Origin of the sequence: Nocardioides sambongensis (assembly GCF_006494815.1) — a bacterium.
Lineage (GTDB): Bacteria > Actinomycetota > Actinomycetes > Propionibacteriales > Nocardioidaceae > Nocardioides > Nocardioides sambongensis.
This window is the reverse complement of sequence record NZ_CP041091.1, coordinates 3,885,774-3,903,962: the sequence shown is the minus strand read 5'-3', so window position 1 is coordinate 3,903,962 and position 18,189 is coordinate 3,885,774. Positions and strand designations below refer to the sequence as shown.

Here is an 18,189-nt window from a genome sequence, read left to right as displayed (position 1 = left end):
GGCCGGCTCAGCCCAGGACCCGACGGATCCAGCCGTCGGGGTCGGAGAGCTCCGCCTTCGAGGGCAGGTTCTGCGGGCCGGCCCAGACCGCGTTGAACTGTTCCATCCCGACCGTGTCGACCACGCCGCGGACGAACTTCGCGCCGTCGCGGTACTGCGCCATCTTGGCCTCCAGCCCGAGCAGCCGGCGCAGGATCCGGTCGAGCGTGCCGACGCCCTGACGACGCTGGGTGAACTTCCGCCGGATCTGTGCGACCGACGGGATCACGCTCGGCCCGACGTCGTCCATCACCACGTCGGCGTGGCCCTCCAGCAGCGACATCATCCCGGTGACCTCGTCCATCAGCGCCCGCTGCTCCGGGGTGGAGAAGATCTCCACGATGCTGCCGCCCTCGCGGCCCGAGGCCAGCGCCTCCCGGATCCGCTCCAGTCCGCCGTCGAGCAGCGAGGAGGGCTCCACGGTGTCGCTGAGCCGCTGCACCATCTGGTGCAGGTGGTCGCGCATCCAGGGGACCGCGGTGAACTGCACCCGGTGGGTCTCCTCGTGCAGGCAGACCCACAGCCGGAAGTCGGTCGGGTCCACGCCCAGCTCGCGCTCGACGTGGACGATGTTCGGCGCCACCAGGAGGAGCCGGCCGTTCGGCGCGGTGACGGGCTGGCCGAACGGGTCGAACTGGCCGAGCACCTTGCCGGCGATGAAGCCCAGCAGGCCGCCCGCCTCGGCGCCGGTGACCTTGGACCCCACCGCCCGCGCCATCCCGGAGGGTGGGTTCGCGTCGGCCAGCTTGTCGACCAGGGGCCGGGTGGCCACCTCGAAGCTCTCCGCGTTGGCCCGCACCCACCCGCTGCGGTCGACCACCAGCACCGGCGCCGTGCCGTCCGGCGCGTCGAGGCCGGTGAACTCCCGCACCAGTCCGGTCGAGCGTCCGGCGTCGGCGCGGAGCTCCGCGACCGCCGCCTCGGCCTCGGCACGGCTCACCTGGGGGCCCTCGCCGGCGATCCGGGTTCCGATGGCGACGGCGACCTTCCAGTCGATCATCGCGGGCTGGCTCGGTGCGGCGCTCATGCCGTGCAGCCTAGGGCGCGCCTCCCAAAGCCCCGGGTCAGCGCGCGCAGCGGCAGGCGCCGAGAGCGGCGGCCGCGTTGTCCATCGCCACCCGGGCGAGCAGGTCCTTGTCCTTGGGGATCCGGTCCGCCATCAACGCGAAGGCCATCAGGTCGCCGTCCCGGTCGACCGCGATGCCGGCCAGCGAGGTGACCCCGGTCAGGGTGCCGGTCTTGGCCCGCACCCGGCCCAGTCCGTCCGGGTCGCCGAGATCCATCCGGTCGGTCAGCGACCCGGTGAAGCCGGCCACCGGCAGGCTGCTCAGCACCGGCCAGAGCTCGGTCTGGTCGTCGTCGGCGGCCAGGCGCAGCACGTCGACCAGCAGCCGCGGCGACATCCGGTTCTGCCGGGACAGCCCGCTGCCGTCGTACAGGACGCTGCCGGCCATGTCGACGCCGTTGGCCCGGAGCACCGCCTTGACGCCGTCCTGCCCGCCGGTGAACGAGCCGTCGCCGGTCTGGGCGATGCCGACGTGGCGCAACAGCACCTCGGTCGCCTCGTTGTCGCTCACCTCGAGCAGCCGCTGCACGATCTGGGCGAGCGGTGCGCTGCGCACCTCGGCGACCTGGCGCGCCCGGTCCGGGGCACTCGCGCGGGACGGGGTGCCGTTGACCCCGATGCCCTGGTCCCGCAGGGCCTGCGCGAACGCGGAGGCGGCGGTGGCCGAGGGGTCGGCCACCCGGCCGTACCCGGAGGGGTCGCGGCCCTCGTCGACCCAGAGCGAGGTGATCGGCGAGACCACGCCGTCCGGGATGTAGTCCGCCTCCCAGGTCGGGTTGACGGACGGGCCGGTGAAGAGCGTGTCGTCGTAGGTGACGCGGACCGTCGTCGTCCCGTCCCGCTTCAGTGCGCGCGCGGTCCGGGTGGCCAGGGTGGTCAGGTCGGCCTTCGGCGGGACGAAGGTGGAGGTGGGGCTGGTCTCGGCCGGCTGCGCGGCGAGCAGGTACGGGTCGCCACCACCGATCAGGGTGAGCACCGGCTGCTTCGCGCCGGCGGAGACGACCGCGGTGGTGCTGAACTCGTGGTCGGCGCCGAGCAGGAAGAGCGCGGCGGTCGAGGTGACCACCTTGGTGGTCGACGCCGGGATCGCCAGGTCCGCCCCCTCGATGCGTTCGAAGGCCCAGTCGTCGGTCTCCAGCGGGGCCACCGCGGCCAGCACGTGCCGCCCGAGGTCCTTGTCGTCGAGGTGGGAGGTGATCGCGCGGTCGATCGCGGTGGCGCGCAGCGCGGCCGCACCGTCGGCGGGAGCGGCCACCGCCGCCGGCTCCACGACGGCCGGCGCGTCCACCTCCGGTGGCGGCTCCACCGCGGCCGGATCGGTCTGCGCGGTGGTGTCCTCGCCGCGCCAGGAGTCCCACTGCTCCTCGGCCCAGCCGGTCCGCCAGGCGGTCACGCCACCGGCGACCAGAGCGATCACGACGAGGGTGGCCAGCACCCGACGCAGGGGGCTCCCCTCGTGCTTCTGGCGCCGGTCGGCCACTATTACCCCTGACGATACTTTGTCTCGACTGCACGGTCGGGGCCATTGTGCGCGACAATGGCGGCGCCCATCCAAGGCGGGGCGCCGACCCGGCGCAGATCAAAGAGTGTGGAGGAAGTACGTGCTGGAGTTCGATGTCCTCGTGGAGATCCCCAAGGGGAGCCGCAACAAGTACGAGGTCGACCACGAGACCGGTCGGATGCGTCTGGACCGCTTCCTGTTCACCTCGACCATGTACCCCGCCGACTACGGCTACATCGAGGACACCCTCGGCCAGGACGGCGACCCGCTCGACGCGCTGGTCCTGCTGCAGGAGCCGACCTTCCCGGGCTGCCTGATCAAGTGCCGCGCGATCGGCATGTTCCGGATGACCGACGAGGCCGGCGGCGACGACAAGGTCCTGTGCGTCCCCGCGGGCGACCCGCGGATGGAGCACCTGCGCGACATCAACCACGTCCCGAACTTCGACCGCCTGGAGATCCAGCACTTCTTCGAGGTCTACAAGGACCTCGAGCCCGGCAAGTCCGTCGAGGGCGCCGACTGGGTCGGTCGCACCGACGCCGAGGCCGAGATCAACGCCTCGTTCGAGCGGTTCAAGACCTCCGGGCACTGATCCGAGGCTGACTGCGGCGAGGGCCGGTCCCGTGGGGGCCGGCCCTTCGGCGTACCTGGGGGTGCGGGTTTCACCGGTCAGCCGGGGAAACCCGCACGACACGCCGGACAACCACGGCGTGTCGTGCGGGTTTCGGCCGACAAGTCCCCGCCCGCCGGCGGTCGAGCACCATCCGGCGCCCGTTCCGGTGCCAGGAGTCCCGCCGAGGGTCCGGCTCCGCGTCCCGGCTCCGTCCGAACCTCAGGCGCCGTCGCCGATCAACGCCTCCGCCCGCAGCAGCGGCCGCGGTACGTCGAACGCGGCCACCAGGTCGCCGGCGATCGGACGCACCCGGCGGCACAGCACGCCGACCTCGCGGGTGATCGCCTTGGAGCGCTGCACGGTGAGCCGACCATGCTCGATGAACCACGCCCGGTCCGCCTCGATCCCGGAGAGGGCGTGCAGGTCGCAGAGCAGGTTCAGGGTGTCCTTGACCGGACCGTCGGGCTGCGCGGCCACCTTCTCCGTGAACGCCTCCAGCGCCAGCCGCTCCACGTGGGCGCGGGCGGCGGCGATGACGTGGTCCTGGACCTGGGAGAAGACCTGGCCGGCGTCCATCCCGGCGTCCACGCCGCGCTTGAGCCGCCGGGCGACCCCGCCGATCAGGTGCTCCTCGCGGAACCGGTACATCGCCAGGTGGTAGTCGGGGTCCAGCAGGCCCGCGTCGTCGTCCCAGCTGTCGTTGCCGCCGGGCAGGGCGTCCTTGATCTGCTCCAGCAGCCGGTGCACCCGGGTGCGCTCCAGCACCGTCTCCACGGCGAGGCCGGCCACGAACCGCACCATCCCGATCTGGTCCAGGTCGGAGAAGTCGCTGGCATAGTCGGTGAGCAGGCCCTTCGCCACGAGCTGGAGCAGCACGTGGTTGTCGCCCTCGAAGGTGGTGAACACATCGGTGTCCGCCTTCAGCGCGGCGAACCGGTTCTCGGCGAGGTAGCCCGCGCCGCCGCATGCCTCACGACACTCCTGGATGGTGCGGGTGGCGTGCCAGGTGGCCAGCGCCTTGGTGCCGGCGGCCCGCGACTCCAGCATCTTGCGGGTCGCCTCGTCCGTGCTCGCCCCGGAGAAGACCTCGTCCAGCCGGGAGACCAGCACCTCCTGGGCGAAGTGCAGACCGTAGGTGCGCGCCAGCAGCGGCAGCAGCCGGCGCTGGTGCATCCCGTAGTCGAGCAGCAGCTCCTCCGGAGCGTCGTCGGAGGCCTGGAACTGGCGGCGCTTCAACGCGTACTCGACCGCGATCGTGAGCGCCACCTTGGAAGCACTGATCCCGGCACCGCCGACGCTCACCCGCCCCTGGATCAGGGTGCCGAGCATGGTGAAGAACCGGCGGCCGGAGCTCTCGATCTCGCTGGTGTAGGTACCGTCCTCGGTGACGTCGGCGAACCGGTTGAGCAGCGCCTCCCGCGGCACCCGCACCTCGTCGAACCAGATCCGGCCGTTGTCGACGCCGTTGAGGCCCATCTTGGCGCCGTCGTCCTCGATCCGGATGCCGGGCAGCACCCCGCCGGACTCGTCGCGCAGCGGCACCACCAGCGCGTGCACGCCGTGCCGCTCCCCGGCCACCTCGAGTTGCGCGAAGACGACCGCCAGTCGGGCGTGCCGGGCGGCGTTGCCGATGTAGTCCTTGTTCGCCCCGGGCTCGGCGGTGGTGACCACGAACTCCCGGGTCTCGGCGTCGTAGCGGGCCACCGTGCCCAGCGACTGCACGTCGCTGCCGTGGCCGGTCTCGGTCATCGCGAAGCAGCCGAGCAGCCGGCCGGAGACGATGTCGGCGAGGTAGGCGTCGTGGTGCCGCTCGGTGCCCAGCTGCAGGATCGCTCCGCCGAACAGACCGAACTGCACACCCACCTTGACCAGCACCGAGAGGTCGCCGTACGCGAGTGTCTCGAACGACGCGATCGAGGCGCCGAGGTCGCCGCCGCCGCCGTACTCGACCGGGAACCCGAGCGCCGACTGCCCGGTGGCGGCGATCTCCAGGACCACCTCGCGGACCCGCTCGCGGAACTCATCCCGCGGCATCGTCTCGGCATCGGTCAGCACCGAGGCGTACGACGCCAGCGACTCCCGCACCCCGCGCCGGACCTCGGCGTACTCGCCGTCGAGCACCGCTCGCAGGCCGTCGAGGTCCACCGTGGGCACCGGGCCGTCCGTGCCGCTGGTGGTGCCGCTGGTGGTCGTGTCCGAGACGGGAGCGGGTGCGTCGGTCGCCATACAGGAAACCTAGAGGACGGCCGGGAACCGCCGGATCACGGCCGCGCGTAGTGGTCCGGGGTGCGCCAGTAGTACATCGACTCCTCGGTCACCGGACGCCCGGTGCGCGGGGCGTGGATGATCATCCCGTTCCCGGCGTAGAGGGCGACGTGGTAGATCGAGGAGGGGCTGCCGTCGCTCCAGAAGACCAGGTCGCCGGGCTGCAGCTGGGACGCCGTGATCGGGGTGGAGGCGTCGTACTGTGCGACGGAGTAGTGCGGCAGCGACTTCCCGCCGGCCTGCCAGGCTCCCATCGTCAACCCCGAGCAGTCCCAGGCCGACGGGCCGGCCGCGGCCCACCGGTAGGGCTCGCCGAGCTGGGCACGGGCGAAGGCGATCGCGGCGCTGGCGCCCCCGGCAGCCGGCGGGGTGTCGCCGCCACCGGGCTCGGGCTCGGGCTCGGGCTCGTTGGTCGGGTCGTCGCTCGGCTGCGGCTCCGGCTGCGGCGTGGCCTGGTCGGGCTCCGGAGCGGTCGGCACGTCCTGGTCGGGCGACGGGCGGCTCTCGTCCTGCTCCGCCCGAGCACGCTCCTCGGCCCGCTCCTGCCGCTGCTCGACCAGCGCGACGGTGACGCCCTGGAGTCGCGCCAGGCGCCGGACCAGACGGTCCTGACGGGCCGCGGTGCTGGTCGCGGCGTCGGCCGCCGCAGCGGCTGCGGACGACGCCTCGTCGCGCGCGACCCGTGCGGCGGTCGCGGCGTCGGTCGCCTCCGTGGCGGCTTCGTCGGCCGCGGTCTCGGCGTCCTCGGCGTCCTCGGCGGCGGCGGTGAAGTCGTCGTGCTGGGTCTGCAGCGCGCCCTGGACGGTGTCGATGGCGGTGGCGTCGGCCAGCAGCGACGAGACGCCGTCGGCGTCGAAGACGGCGGTGAGCGCGGTGAGGTCGATGTCGCTGCCCAGCGTGCCGACCAGCGTCCGCCGGTAGGTCTCACGCTGCTCGGCCAGCCGGTTGTCGGCGCGCCGTGAGGCGGCCTCGGCGGTCCTGAGGTCGCGTCGGGCGACCTGCGCCCTCCAGCGGGCGCCGTTGTAGGCCTCGGCGGCCTTGGCGGCCGCGACCGCGGCATTCTCGGCGTTGGCGTTGGCCGTGGCCAGCGCCTCCTTCACCGACGCGACGTCGTCGCTCGCCTGCTGCTGGTCCTGCCGCGCCTCGCGCACGTCCTGTCGGGTCGGGCCGGGGTCGGCGCCGGGGGCTGCCTGCGCGACCGGTACGGCGGTCGTGGCGGCGAGCGCGAGCGAGCCGAGGACGAGCGCGAGCGGTCGACGGCGGGCTGGTCGGCGCGGTCCGGTGGCGGGCACCTGGGCCTGTTGCACCTGGAGCTCCTGGGGTTCGACGGCATGGGGTTCCAGCGGGGTGGTCACCCGATCGGCAGCGTCGGCTCACCAAGGGCAACTCGCGGCACGCTAGCCACTTTTCACCCCAGAAAGAACATTTCGTCCCAACTTTCTCAAAAACACCGGCGTGTCGCCTTGACGAACTACATGGTTGTAATTCTCGACGAACCGGGCACCGCCCACGAAAACGACCGACGCCGACCCACCCGGCCGGGCGGATCGGCGTCACCGACGATCGTGGTCAGTCGGCGTTGATCGGGATCTTCGACGTGGTGGTCGTCGGATGCGAGCGCAACCCACGGTCGAACTTCTGACCACTGGCGATGCCGCCGAGGTAGAAGGAGGTGATCGCGATCGCGGCACCGCCGATGTCGTCGGCGACGTAGTGCCAGCCGAAGTAGAGCGTCGCGATCACGGTGAGCCCGAAGTTCACCCAGAACACCCAGTGCAGGATCTTCGACCTCACCGTGTACTGCACCATCAGCGCCCAGAGCAGGGTGATCGCCACATGCAGGCTGGCGAAGCCGGCCACCGAGTTCAGCGAGTCGGTGACCGTCGGGTCGTAGAGCACCCCTGTGCGCCCACTGGTGATCGACTCCATCAGGTCCGCGGTGGGCGTGTGCACCAGGTCGGTGTACTCCGAGGGGTACTGGATGCCCGGGCCGAGCGTCGGCAGCAGGTAGTAGGACAGCGTGCCCAGCGTCCAGGCGATCACCTGCGAGGTCACGAACCAGTAGCCGTAGGAGACGGTGCGCGACCAGACCAGCCAGACCGCGACCAGCAGGATCACCAGCGGGAGGTAGGTCAGGTAGATCTGGGACAGCACGAACGCGCTGATGTTGGTGCCGAAGATGGCATGCAGCACGTCCGAGGGGTCGTTGCCGAAGAAGAGGACCCGGTCCATGATGTGCAGCTCGCGGTCGAAGAGCAGCGCCTTGCCCGGCTCGTTCGGATCCGGCCGCACGAACGGCAGGCTCGACTTCAGGTTCCGGTAGCAGACGTAGGTGATGTAGAAGCAGACCGTGCCGAGGATGACCAGCGTCATCCGCTCCCGCGTCCAGTGCGTCCGCCACCGCTCGCGGACCCGCTCCTTCATCGTCGGACGCGGCTCCTCCTCCGCGTCGGCGCCGGCTCGCGCCCGTTGGATCGAGTCGGAGACCCGTCCCCAGGCGGCGCGCACCACCAGGTCCACCAGCAGCGCCGCCAGCAGGATCGAGAAGGCACGGAAGAACATGTCGATCAGCAACACGATGCTGGAGAGCACGATGTTGGTCGGCATCGCGTCGAACAGCTCCAGCAGCCAGCTCAACGACGGACCCAGCAGCTTGCCCTCGGGCTCCACCAACGGGCGGTCGTAGCGGACGGCGACATAGAAGGCGGCGCCGAAGATTGCCGCGGCAGTGCCGATCAGGACGGTATAGGCGCGGCGATACACCCGACGGATTCTAGATCCTCGGCCCACACGCCCGGATCAGCCCTCCGCCAGGGGCGCCGTCGCGGCCGTCTCCACCCGCAGCCGGACCGGGTCCCCGTCCGCCGGCGTCCATCCCGCCGGGCCGACCGCGTCGGCCTCCCCCACCCCGTCGACCTGCACCACCAGCCGGGTCCCGTCCGGCGTCGCGGTGGCCGCCACCACGGTGCCGGTGAGGTCGCCCTCCGCCCCCGCCCGCAGCGCCGAGGGTCGTACGGCGAGGCGTCGGGCGGTCCCGCCGCTGAGCGTGGTCGCGGCCGCCCCCGCGAAGACCCGGGTGAACCCGAGGAACCGCGCCACCTCCTCGTCCACCGGCGCGGACCAGACCTGGCGGGTGCTCCCCTCCTGGACGATCCGGCCGCGGCGCATCACGGCGAGCCGGTCGGCCACCGCGAACGCCTCCTGCTGGTCGTGGGTGACCAGCAGCGCCGTCGTACCGGACTCGTGCAGGATGCGGCGCAGGTCGGTGGCCAGCCGCTCGCGCAGCGCGGCGTCCAGCGCGCTGAGCGGCTCGTCGAGCAGCACCAGGCGGGGCCGGGCGGCCAGGCAGCGGGCCAGGGCCACCCGCTGCCGCTCACCGCCGGAGAGGGTGCGCGGCAGGCGCGCGGCGTAGCCGGCCAGACCGACCAGGTCGAGCAGCTCGGCGACCCGCTCCCGGCGAGCCGGCGAGGCACCGCGGCCGCGCAGGCCGTAGCCGACGTTGCGCGCCACGGTGAGGTGGTCGAAGAGCTGGCCGTCCTGGAACATCAGCGCGAAGCCGCGCCGATGGGTCGGCACCCGGGCCAGGTCCGCCCCGTCCCAGGAGACACCACCCGCGGTGAGCGGCTCCACCCCCGCGACCGCCCGCAGCAGCGTCGACTTGCCGCAGCCCGACGGCCCCAGCACGGCGGTGATCTCGCCGGACGGCACGTGCAGGTCGACGCCGTCGACCGCCACCGTGTCGCCGAGCTCCACGCGGGCCCCGGTCACCTCGAGCATCCGTCCTCCTCACGCCTCGCGGCTTTCGATCCGCCCGGTCCCGTTCCGGCTCTCACAGTGCCCCACCCCCGGCACCCGGAGCCGCTCCACCGCCAGGATCACCGCCGTGGTGACCGCGGCGAGCAGCACCGAGGCCGCCATCGCGACGCTGTAGTTCGCCGGGTCGGGAGTGCCGATCAACCGGAAGATCACCACCGGCAGGGTCGGCGTCTCCGGACGCACCAGGAACGCGGTGGCACCGAACTCCCCGAGCGAGACCGCGAACGCGAAACCGGCCGCCGCCAGCACCGGCCGCCACAGCACGGCGAGGTCGACGGTGCGCAGCACCCGCCACGGCCCCGCGCCCAGCGACGCGGCCGCCTGCCGCTGACGGTCGTCGATGCCGGCCAGCACCGGGATCAGCACCCGGATCACCAGCGGCAGCGCCACCAGCGCCTGGGCCAGCGGCACCAGCACCGGGCTGGATCGCAGGTCCAACGGGGGTTCGTCGAGGGTGATCAGGAAGCCGAAGCCGAGCGTCACCGCCGAGACCCCCAGCGGCAGCATGAAGAGGCCGTCGAAGAGCGACCGCAACCGGCGTCCGCCGCGCGACCGGACCCGTCGGGTGACCACGAAGGCGACCAGGAGTCCGAGGGTCAGCGACATCCAGGTGGCGTCGAGCGCGATCCGCAGCGAGTTGCCCAGCGCCTCGGTGACCGGCACCCGGAGCAGCCCCCCGCCGGCCGCGCCGCCGGCGTCGGCCCCGGTGCCGCCCAGCGACCGGTACGCCGCCAGCGACCAGGCACCGTCGGGACGGAGCGAGGCGAGCACCAGGCCGAGCACCGGCGCCGCCACCGCGGCCAGCACCACCACGGTGGCCGCTATCGCCGGCAGGTCGCGCCGCTGCGGACGGGCCGGCGTCGCCGGGACGCGTCGTACCGTCGGGTCCGGGACCCGCCGCAGCCGGGCGGCGACGACCAGCAGCACCACCACCGAGACCAGCTGCACCAGCGAGAGCGCGGCGGCGGCGCTGAGCTCGGGGCTGCCGGTGATGGCACCCGTGGTGAGCAGGTAGATCTCGGTCTCCACCGAGGAGTAGCGCACCCCGCCCAGGGTGAGCACCACGCCGAACCCGGTGGCACAGAAGAGGAAGACCACGGAGGCCGCCGACACCACGGCCGGCCGCAGCGCCGGGACGGTGACCGTCCACCAGACCCGCCACGGCCCGGCGCCGAGGGCGGCGGCGGCCTCCGCGGGACGACGGTCCAGCGACTCCCAGACCGTCCCGACGGTGCGGATCACCACGGCCACGTTGAAGAACGCGAGGCCGGCCACGATCGCGGCAGGGGTCCCGTCCAGGTCGAGGGCGCCGAGCGGACCGTCGGGCCGCAGCAGCTGGCGGATCGCGATCCCGACCACGACCGTCGGCAGCACGAACGGCACCAGGAGCGCGGCCCGGACCAGGCCCCGCCCGGGGAACCGCAGCCGATACAGCACGTACGCCGCCGGCAGCCCGGCGAGCAACGCGACCGCGGTCGCGGTGGCCGCCGTCCACACGGTGAACCACACCACCCGGCCGGTCCGGGGCCACCCCAGCACCTCGATCACCGCGCCGGGGTCGAAGACGCCGTCCGGGAAGAACCCGCGTTGCACCATGCCGGCCACCGGCAGCACGAAGAAGACGGCCAGCACCGCGGTGGGCACCGCGGCGAGGGCGACCAGCGTGAGGCGACGTGTCATCCGGGCTCTCCCCCCAGGATCCGCCTCAGCGGCTGGTGAGCTCCGACCACGCGGTGAGCCACTCGCGACGGTGGTCCGCGATCTCCTCCGGCGTGACCTCGACGGTGGAGTCCGGCTGCGCGGCGAAGGCCGCCCAGTCCGCGGGCAGCTCCACCTCGTCGTCGACCGGGAAGACGTACATGCTGGTCGGCAGCGCGGCCTGCACCGCGGGGCTCAGCAGCCAGTCGACCACCGCCCGGGCGCCCTCGGGGTTCTGCGCGCCCTCCAGCACGCCGGCGTACTCGACCTGGCGGAAGCAGGTGTCGAGGAGTGCCCGCGTGCTGCTCTCGCCACCCTCGACGGTGAACGCCGGGGAGGTGTCGTAGGAGAGCACGATCGGGCGGTCGCCGCCGGAGTAGGTGAAGTCGACGTAGTAGGCGTCCTCCCAGCCCTTGACCACCTTGGCGCCGTTGGCCAGCAGGTCCTCCCAGTAGCCGGTCCACCCCTCGCCGTAGGCACCGATGGTGGAGAGCAGGAAGGCCATCCCGGGAGTGCTGGTGGTCGCCCCCGAGGTGACGAAGAGGTCCTGGTAGGCCGGGTCGGTCAGGTCGTCCAGCGAGCCCGGAGGCTCCAGCCCCTCCGCCGCGAACCAGTCGGTGTCGACGTTGACGCAGACGTTGCCGGTGTCGATCGGGGTGAGCTCACGCCCGTCGCCCTCGTCGTCGCCGGGCAGGACCAGGTCCTCGGCGCCGGTCGGCAGGTCGGCGTCGTAGGGGCGAACACGTCGGCGCCGAGGACCGACCCGGCGAAGGTGTTGTCCACCCCGAACGCCACGTCGCCGAGCGGGTCGCCCTCGGTCAGCTGCAGCTTGGAGGTCAGCTCGCCGCCGTCGCCGGCCGGGCTCTGCACCAGGGTGTAGCCGGACTCCTGCTCGAAGGCGCGGACCAGCCTCTTGGGCAGCGAGAAGCTGTCGTGGGTGACCAGCACGACCTCTCCGGAGCCGGTGCCCGGGTCGTCGCCGGCCGACCCGCCACCCGAGGAGGAGTCGTCCTCGCCGATCAACGAGCACCCGCTGCCCAGCAGGGCCAGGCCGCAGAGCGCGCCGAGCAGGGCGATCGGGCGCCGGGGGCGCGCAGGACGGTGGAGATGAGAAGCCACGGAGGGACTCCCTTCGCCGGTGCTAACCGGAGCAGGTTCGGAGGGTCTGCGGCCCTGGACCCGACTTCCGCCGACGGTCCGCCCGCACTCTCAGCACGCTGGGTCGTGCTCCCCTGTCTTGTCCCTCCACACTAGCCCCGGGACGGGCGCTAGCCTGCGCCGGGTGGAGATCACCGTGCGCCGGTTCGCGGCGCTCACCGTCGCTGAGCTGTACGACGTCGCGCGGCTGCGCCAGGACGTCTTCGTCGTCGAGCAGGCCTGCCCCTACCCCGACCTCGACGGCCGGGACACCGAGCCGACCACGGTGCACGTGCTGCTCCGCCTCCCCGCCGACAGCCAGTCCACCGACAGCCAGCCCACCGACAGCCAGCCCACCGACAGCCAGCCCGCCGGGGCCGACCGTCCGCTGGCCGGCTGCACCCGGGTGCTGGTCGACGAGACACCGACCGGAGCGGTGTGGCGGATCGGCCGGGTCGCGCTGGCGCGCACCGCCCGCGGGCGCGGCCTCTCGGCGCCGCTGATGGAGGCATCGCTGCAGGTGTGCGCCGAGGCGGGCGAGCGGGACGTCGTACTGGACGCGCAGTCGCCGCTGGTCGGCTTCTACCGCGGGTTCGGGTTCGCCCCGGACGGGCCGGAGTTCCTCGAGGACGGCATCCCGCACACGCCGATGCGGCGCCGCGCCGGCTGAGCCTGCGCCGCGGCGGCGGACCGGTGGCAGCTCCTCGGCGACGGCCGGGTCAGCCCCGAGCGGGCTCCACCGGCGCGAAGACGATCCCGTCGGAGTGGTCCTCGCTGGTGGCCAACCCGCGGGCCTCGAGCAGCTCCAGGTGCGCCTTGGTCTCCATCGCCGCCATGCCCATGCTGAACGGGTCGAGGGTGTCGTAGGCGTGCTCGTGCCGGGTCCAGCCGAGGTCTCCGGCCACGCCGTGCGCCGTCGCCCTGCCCCGCGATCGCAGCGAGGTCAGGCACTCGTCGAGCCGCTGCTCGTGGTGGTCGAGCAGCTCGTCCACCCGCTGGTGGGTGGACGGGGCGACCGGGCCGTGCGCGGGCAGGATGCGCAGGTCCGGCAGGTGGCGGACCCGGGCCAGCGAGGCCATGAACTCGCCGAGCGGCTGCTCGGAGGCGGGCACGGTGAACCCGATCGACGGGGTGATCGTGGGCAGCACGTGGTCGCCGGAGAAGAGGACGCCCTCGGCCTGCTCGGCGAAGACGTAGTGGCCGGGGGTGTGGCCCGGCGTGTGCACCGCGTCCAGGGTGCGAGCGCCGACGGTGAACGTCCGGTCGCCCTCGATCCAGGTGTCCGGGAACGCCCAGTCCGTCGACTTCGGGAGATCGCCCGGGCCGCCCTCGCCCCACAGCGCGGCGACCTCGGCGGCACCCGCCGTCCGCAGCACGGAGAGGAACGGGCTCTCCTCGATCCCACCGACGCTGGCGTCGTGCAGCAGCTCCAGGGCCGGCTTCTCCTCGATCCCGAGCGCCACGTCCGCGCCGACCTCGGTGCCCAGCACCCGGGCCATCGTGTAGTGGTCGCGGTGCACGTGGGTGACCAGGAAGCGCTTGATGTCGCCGAACCCGGAGCCGACGCTGCGCAGGCAGCGGTCCAGGATCTCGCGGGCCTGGGGGATGGCCCAGCCGCCGTCGACCAGGGTGAGTCCGTCGTCGCCCTCGATGGCGTAGACGTTGACCGCCTTGAGGGCGTCCATCGGCAGCGGAAGCGGGATCCGGTGGATGCCGTCGGCGACCTTCCAGGCTCCCTCGTTGGCCCAGTGCTCGCCACTGTCGGGCGAGATCGCCTTGCCGGTGCTGACCCCGCTCCCCTGCCGCTTCGTGCTCTCGTTGGTCTGGCTCACGGCTGCAAGTCTGGCAGCCGCAGATCGAGGTTGGGCGCCTGGATCCCGCCATCGATCTCGAGCAGCTTGCCGGTGACGTACTTCCCGGCGGCCGAGGAGAGGTAGACGACGCCCGCCGCGATGTCCTCCGCCTCACCGATCCGGCCGAGCGGCGTCTTGTCCTCCATCTCCGCCCTGGTCTCCGGCACCCCGGCGACGAACTCCAGCGCGCTGGTCATCACCGAGCCGACGAAGATCCCGTTCACCCGGATGCTCGGCGCCAGGTCCGCGGCGGCCAGCCGCGACCAGTGCGCCAGCGCCGCCTTGGCGGTCCCGTAGGCCAGGTAGCCGCGGTCCGCGGTGCGCCCCATCATCGAGGAGATCGAGGTGATCGACTTGTGCCGCGGCGCCTCGGCCGTGCCGAGCGAGGCGAGCATCAGCGGGACCGCGGCCCGGCTCAGCGCGTGCGCGGTGGAGACGTTGAAGTGGAACGACTCCTCCAGGTAGGCGACGTCGGTGTCGAGGAAGGCGTTCGGGATCGTCCCGCCGACGTTGTTGACCACGATGTCGAGCCGCCCGAAGGCGTCGTACGCGGCCCGGGCGAGGTCCGCGACCGCGTCGGTGTCCGCCAGGTCCGCCGGTACGACGACGGCCCGGCGCCCCGCGGCCCGCACCCGCTCGGCCACGGCCTCGAGCTGGGTCGCGGTCCGCGCGGAGACCAGCACGTCGGCACCCGCCTCGGCGAGGGCGACGGCGGTGGCCGCGCCGATCCCGCGCCCGGCGCCGGTGACCACGGCGACGTGGTCGGTGAGCAGGAAGCGGTCGAGGACGCTCATCGGGCACCGGCCCTCGCGCCGGTGACCAGGCCCCGGCCGGTGACCAGCGGGAGGTCGATCGGCGAGACCAGCCCGGGTTCGGCGGCGACCACGGCCGGGATCGCGTTGATCAGGCGCTGCGCGGTGACGATCATCCCGGACACGTTGTGGTCGCCGTCGGCGCCGTGGTGGCTGAACTCGACCTTCATCACCGGCTCCCCGGTGATCTCGATCCGGTAGCACCCGTCGCCCTCGTGCGGGCGGGGCCAGTCGTCGTCGGTCGCCGCGTCGGTGCGGGTGACGTGCTCGAGGGTGATCCGCGGCTCTCCGTCGACGGTGCCGACCACCTGGAACAGCACCGACCCCTGGGTGCCCTCGGCGATGTCGACCGACACCGTCTCGACCGGCCGCGGCGCGGGCCGGCGCTCCACCTTCTCCACCAGCGGCTCGTCGAGGGTGACGCCCAGTCCGGCGGCGATCACCCGGACCACCGGCCCCCACCCGGTGGAGAGGATCCCCGACTGCCAGAGCAGCGCCTCGAAGTCCATCGGTTGCCCGAAGCCGAAGAGGTCGCGCATCACCACCGGCTGGTAGTAGGTGGAGTAGTCGGCGATCTCGCTGACCTTGACGTGCTCGATCCGCTGCGACAGCGACGTCATCACCAGCGGCAGCAGGTCGTTGGCGAAGCCGGGGTCGATCCCGTTGACGTGCAGGCTGGCACCGCCCTCGCGCCCGGCGGCGTCGATGCCGGCGATCATCTCCTCGGGCAGCGCGCCGTGCGCGTGCACCAGGATCACCGGTCCGGACGAGACCACGTTGACGCCGTCCCGGATCAGTCCGGTGAGGTCCTCGATGGACTCGAAGAGCCGGTCGTCGGTCATCGCCGTGTGCACGACGCAGTCCGGCTTCAGCGCCACCAGCGCGTCGCGGTCGGTGGTGGCCGTCACGCCGAGCTCGCGGCCCAGCCCGGCGAGCTCGCCGGCGTCCCGGCCCGCCTTGTCCGGGGTGGAGGTCCAGACCCCGACCAGCTCCAGGTCGGGGTGGGCGTCGATGCCGGCGATCGCATGCCGGCCGACGGTTCCGGTGGACCACACGACGACGCGCAGCGGCTGGGACGGGATCACCTGAGACATGCGCCTCAACGTAGAACAAGTTCTACTTCTTGACCAGGGCGCCGGGCTTGCCGGGGTCGGCGTGGGCCCGACTCGCCGTGGCCCGGGCTCACCCGGGCGCGGGGACCGCGATGACCTCCTCCGGAGCCCACTCGGTGCACCGGGTGCCGGAGTAGATCGTGGGCATGCACCGGTTGCAGTGGATGCAGATCCCGCGCCTCGCCCGGCCCGAGGCGAGCCGGGCGACCAGGTCCGGCTCGCGCAGCACGGCACGACCCATCGCCACCATCTCGAAGCCGTCGGCCATCGCCTGCCGCATCGTCGCGACGTCGTTGACCCCGCCGAGGAACATCAGGGGCAGGTCGACGGCGTCGCGGAACCGCAGCGCCCGCTCGCGGAAGTAGGCCTCCTGGAACGGATAGCTCTTCAGGAAGGTCGAGCCGAGCGGCGACCTCATCGCCCACTTGACGATGGTCGGCATCGCCTCGGCGAACTCCCGGCGCGGCGCGTCGCCGCGGAAGAGGTACATCGGGTTCATCAGCGACGACCCGCCGGAGAGCTGGAGCGCGTCGACGGTCCCGTCGGCCTCCAGCATCCGGGCGAGCCCGATCCCCTCGTCGGTGGTGACGCCGCCGGGGAAGCCGTCGCCGCAGGAGACCTTGGCGGTCACCGCGACCTCGTCGCCGACCTCCTCGCGGACCGCCCGGGCGACCTGGCGGGCGAGCTTGGCACGCGCCGCGAACCCACCGCCCCACCGGTCGCGGCGGCGGTTGAGGCCGGGAGCCAGGAAGGAGGAGATCAGATAGCTGTGCGCCATGTGCAGCTCGAGCACGTCGAAGCCCGCGCCGACCAGGGTCCGCGCGGTGGTGACGTAGGCCCGGGTGATCCGGGTCAGGTCCCGCTCGGAGGCCGTGCGGATCATCTGCATCGACATCGGGCTGGGCATGGCGCTGGCCGCCACCGCCGGCACGCCGTTGGAGCGACCGTTGGCCACCGGACCGGCGTGTCCGACCTGACCGGCGATCCGGGCCCCGGTGGCGTGCACCGCGTCGGCGAGCCGCGCGAGCCCGGCGGCGCTGGCGGGGCCGACCACGATCTGCTCGGCATGGGTGCGCCCCTCGGGCGCGACGGCGAGGTAGGCGACGGTGGTCAGCCCGATGCCGCCGCGCGCCGGCGCCAAGTGGTAGTCGATCAGCTCGTCGGTGACCTGCCCGTGCGGCGTACGACCCTCGAAGGTCGCCGCCTTCACCGTCCGGTTGCGCAGCCGGACAGGTCCGAGCCGGTAGGGCGAGAAGACGTCGGGAGCAGCCACCCGCGCACCCTAACCGGATGATGAGAACACGTTCTCGTTGCATTCCGGGCGAGCCTGCTTCCCGCTAGCGTGCCCGGCATGCCGAAGTCACTGTGGCGGGACCGCAACGAGCAGCTCGACCCCGAGACCGACTACGTCGAGATCGTGCAGAACCTCTCGCTCTACGAGTTCACCTGGGACATCACCCAGTCGCTCAGCTTCGCCCTCTTCCGCACCTACGCGGTGCCCAGCATCGGGCGGCTGCTCTTCGAGACCGGCCAGTTCACCGAGGCCTGCCAGAAGCGGTACGACGACACCACGCTGCTCCTCGAGGCACCGTTCGTGCACGGGTTCGACTCCGAGCAGGGCCGCACCGCGATGCGCCGGATCAACCAGATGCACAAGATGTACGACATCAGTAACGACGACCTGCGCTACGTGCTCTCCACCTTCGTGGTGGTGCCGAAGCGGTGGCTCGACGACTACGGCTGGCGCTCGCTCACCGAGACCGAGCTGCGGGCGACCGTCAACTACTACCGCACCCTCGGCCGGCACATGAACATCAAGGACGTGCCCGACACCTACGACGGGTTCCTGCACCTGGTGGACGACTACGAGCGCGAGCACTTCGCCTACGACGAGGGCGGGCGGCGGGTCGCCGACGCCACACTCGACCTGATGTGCACGTTCTACCCGCGGCCCGTGCGCCGACCGGTCGAGGTGTTCAGTCGCGCCCTGATGGACGAGCCCCTGCTCCGCGCCTTCCGGTACGACGCCCCGCACCCGTCGATCACCCGGCTGAGCCGTGCCGCGATGCGAGCACGGGCCCGGCTGCTGCGGCACACCCCGTCCAACCGCAAGCCGACCTTCACCGCGGACCTCCCGCGGATCAAGAGCTATCCGAACGGCTACGCGCTCGCCGACCTGGGCACCTTCCCCGGCGAACGAGCGACGTCGCCGGGTTGCCCGGTCCCGCACCGCACCTGACGCCGGCTCGGCGGGTCGGCGGGCGACCGGCGCCGGTG

General features: G+C 72.5%; 16 protein-coding genes. 3 read left to right on the top strand and 13 right to left on the bottom strand.

Translation table 11 applies throughout. The features are described from left to right. Positions 1-7 precede the first annotated feature (7 nt). Positions 8-1,066, bottom strand: coding sequence for a zinc-dependent metalloprotease (locus FIV43_RS18150; RefSeq protein WP_231123509.1), 1,059 nt, complete (start codon positions 1,064-1,066; stop codon positions 8-10). A 37-nt stretch (positions 1,067-1,103) separates the two neighbouring features. Beyond that, on the bottom strand, positions 1,104-2,585 hold the full coding sequence (gene dacB, locus FIV43_RS18145) for a D-alanyl-D-alanine carboxypeptidase/D-alanyl-D-alanine endopeptidase (RefSeq protein WP_141015262.1): 1,482 nt from the start codon (positions 2,583-2,585) through the stop codon (positions 1,104-1,106). Between the two features lie 124 nt (positions 2,586-2,709). Here dacB and FIV43_RS18140 point away from each other — a divergent pair, with 124 nt between their 5' ends. Beyond that, the gene (locus tag FIV43_RS18140; protein WP_141016051.1) at positions 2,710-3,198 is read left to right on the top strand and encodes an inorganic diphosphatase; all 489 of its coding nucleotides are present in this window, start codon (positions 2,710-2,712) and stop codon (positions 3,196-3,198) included. 240 nt (positions 3,199-3,438) lie between these two features. Here FIV43_RS18140 and FIV43_RS18135 read toward each other — a convergent pair whose 3' ends face one another. From FIV43_RS18135 to FIV43_RS22835, 7 genes are all read right to left on the bottom strand, one after another. Next, positions 3,439-5,445 carry an acyl-CoA dehydrogenase family protein gene (locus FIV43_RS18135; RefSeq protein WP_141015261.1) on the bottom strand — a complete coding sequence of 669 codons (2,007 nt, stop codon included), beginning with the start codon at positions 5,443-5,445 and terminating at the stop codon, positions 3,439-3,441. Between the two features lie 35 nt (positions 5,446-5,480). After that, positions 5,481-6,791, bottom strand: coding sequence for a C40 family peptidase (locus tag FIV43_RS18130; RefSeq protein WP_141015260.1), 1,311 nt, complete (start codon positions 6,789-6,791; stop codon positions 5,481-5,483). A 262-nt stretch (positions 6,792-7,053) separates the two neighbouring features. Further along, positions 7,054-8,247, bottom strand: coding sequence for a phosphatase PAP2 family protein (locus FIV43_RS18125; protein WP_231123508.1), 1,194 nt, complete (start codon positions 8,245-8,247; stop codon positions 7,054-7,056). 36 nt (positions 8,248-8,283) lie between these two features. Then, positions 8,284-9,261, bottom strand: coding sequence for an ABC transporter ATP-binding protein (locus FIV43_RS18120; RefSeq protein ID WP_141015259.1), 978 nt, complete (start codon positions 9,259-9,261; stop codon positions 8,284-8,286). Between the two features lie 9 nt (positions 9,262-9,270). Further along, positions 9,271-10,980, bottom strand: coding sequence for an ABC transporter permease (locus tag FIV43_RS18115; RefSeq protein WP_141015258.1), 1,710 nt, complete (start codon positions 10,978-10,980; stop codon positions 9,271-9,273). Between the two features lie 25 nt (positions 10,981-11,005). Continuing rightward, positions 11,006-11,650, bottom strand: coding sequence for a thiamine ABC transporter substrate-binding protein (locus FIV43_RS22840; protein ID WP_231123979.1), 645 nt, complete (start codon positions 11,648-11,650; stop codon positions 11,006-11,008). Continuing rightward, positions 11,563-12,117 (bottom strand): type 2 periplasmic-binding domain-containing protein, encoded by a 555-nt coding sequence (locus FIV43_RS22835; RefSeq protein WP_231124001.1) that lies wholly within the window; start codon positions 12,115-12,117, stop codon positions 11,563-11,565. Before FIV43_RS22835 ends, FIV43_RS22840 begins: the two co-directional genes overlap by 88 nt. A gap of 163 nt (positions 12,118-12,280) precedes the next feature. Here FIV43_RS22835 and FIV43_RS18105 point away from each other — a divergent pair, with 163 nt between their 5' ends. Continuing rightward, positions 12,281-12,805, top strand: coding sequence for a GNAT family N-acetyltransferase (locus FIV43_RS18105; protein WP_181407578.1), 525 nt, complete (start codon positions 12,281-12,283; stop codon positions 12,803-12,805). A 49-nt stretch (positions 12,806-12,854) separates the two neighbouring features. On the opposite strand, the gene FIV43_RS18100 is transcribed toward FIV43_RS18105, so the two are convergent. From FIV43_RS18100 to FIV43_RS18085, 4 genes are all read right to left on the bottom strand, one after another. Further along, positions 12,855-13,967, bottom strand: a complete 1,113-nt coding sequence (locus FIV43_RS18100) for an MBL fold metallo-hydrolase (protein ID WP_141015257.1) — start codon at positions 13,965-13,967, stop codon at positions 12,855-12,857. Continuing rightward, on the bottom strand, positions 13,964-14,782 hold the full coding sequence (locus FIV43_RS18095; protein WP_141015256.1) for an SDR family oxidoreductase: 819 nt from the start codon (positions 14,780-14,782) through the stop codon (positions 13,964-13,966). Before FIV43_RS18095 ends, FIV43_RS18100 begins: the two co-directional genes overlap by 4 nt. After that, positions 14,779-15,894, bottom strand: coding sequence for an NAD(P)H-dependent amine dehydrogenase family protein (locus tag FIV43_RS18090; RefSeq protein ID WP_141015255.1), 1,116 nt, complete (start codon positions 15,892-15,894; stop codon positions 14,779-14,781). Before FIV43_RS18090 ends, FIV43_RS18095 begins: the two co-directional genes overlap by 4 nt. Before the next feature lie 88 nt (positions 15,895-15,982). Beyond that, positions 15,983-17,185 carry an oxidoreductase gene (locus FIV43_RS18085; RefSeq protein ID WP_141015254.1) on the bottom strand — a complete coding sequence of 401 codons (1,203 nt, stop codon included), beginning with the start codon at positions 17,183-17,185 and terminating at the stop codon, positions 15,983-15,985. A 78-nt stretch (positions 17,186-17,263) separates the two neighbouring features. Here FIV43_RS18085 and FIV43_RS18080 point away from each other — a divergent pair, with 78 nt between their 5' ends. Beyond that, positions 17,264-18,151, top strand: coding sequence for an oxygenase MpaB family protein (locus tag FIV43_RS18080; RefSeq protein WP_141015253.1), 888 nt, complete (start codon positions 17,264-17,266; stop codon positions 18,149-18,151). The last annotated feature ends 38 nt before the right edge of the window (positions 18,152-18,189 follow it).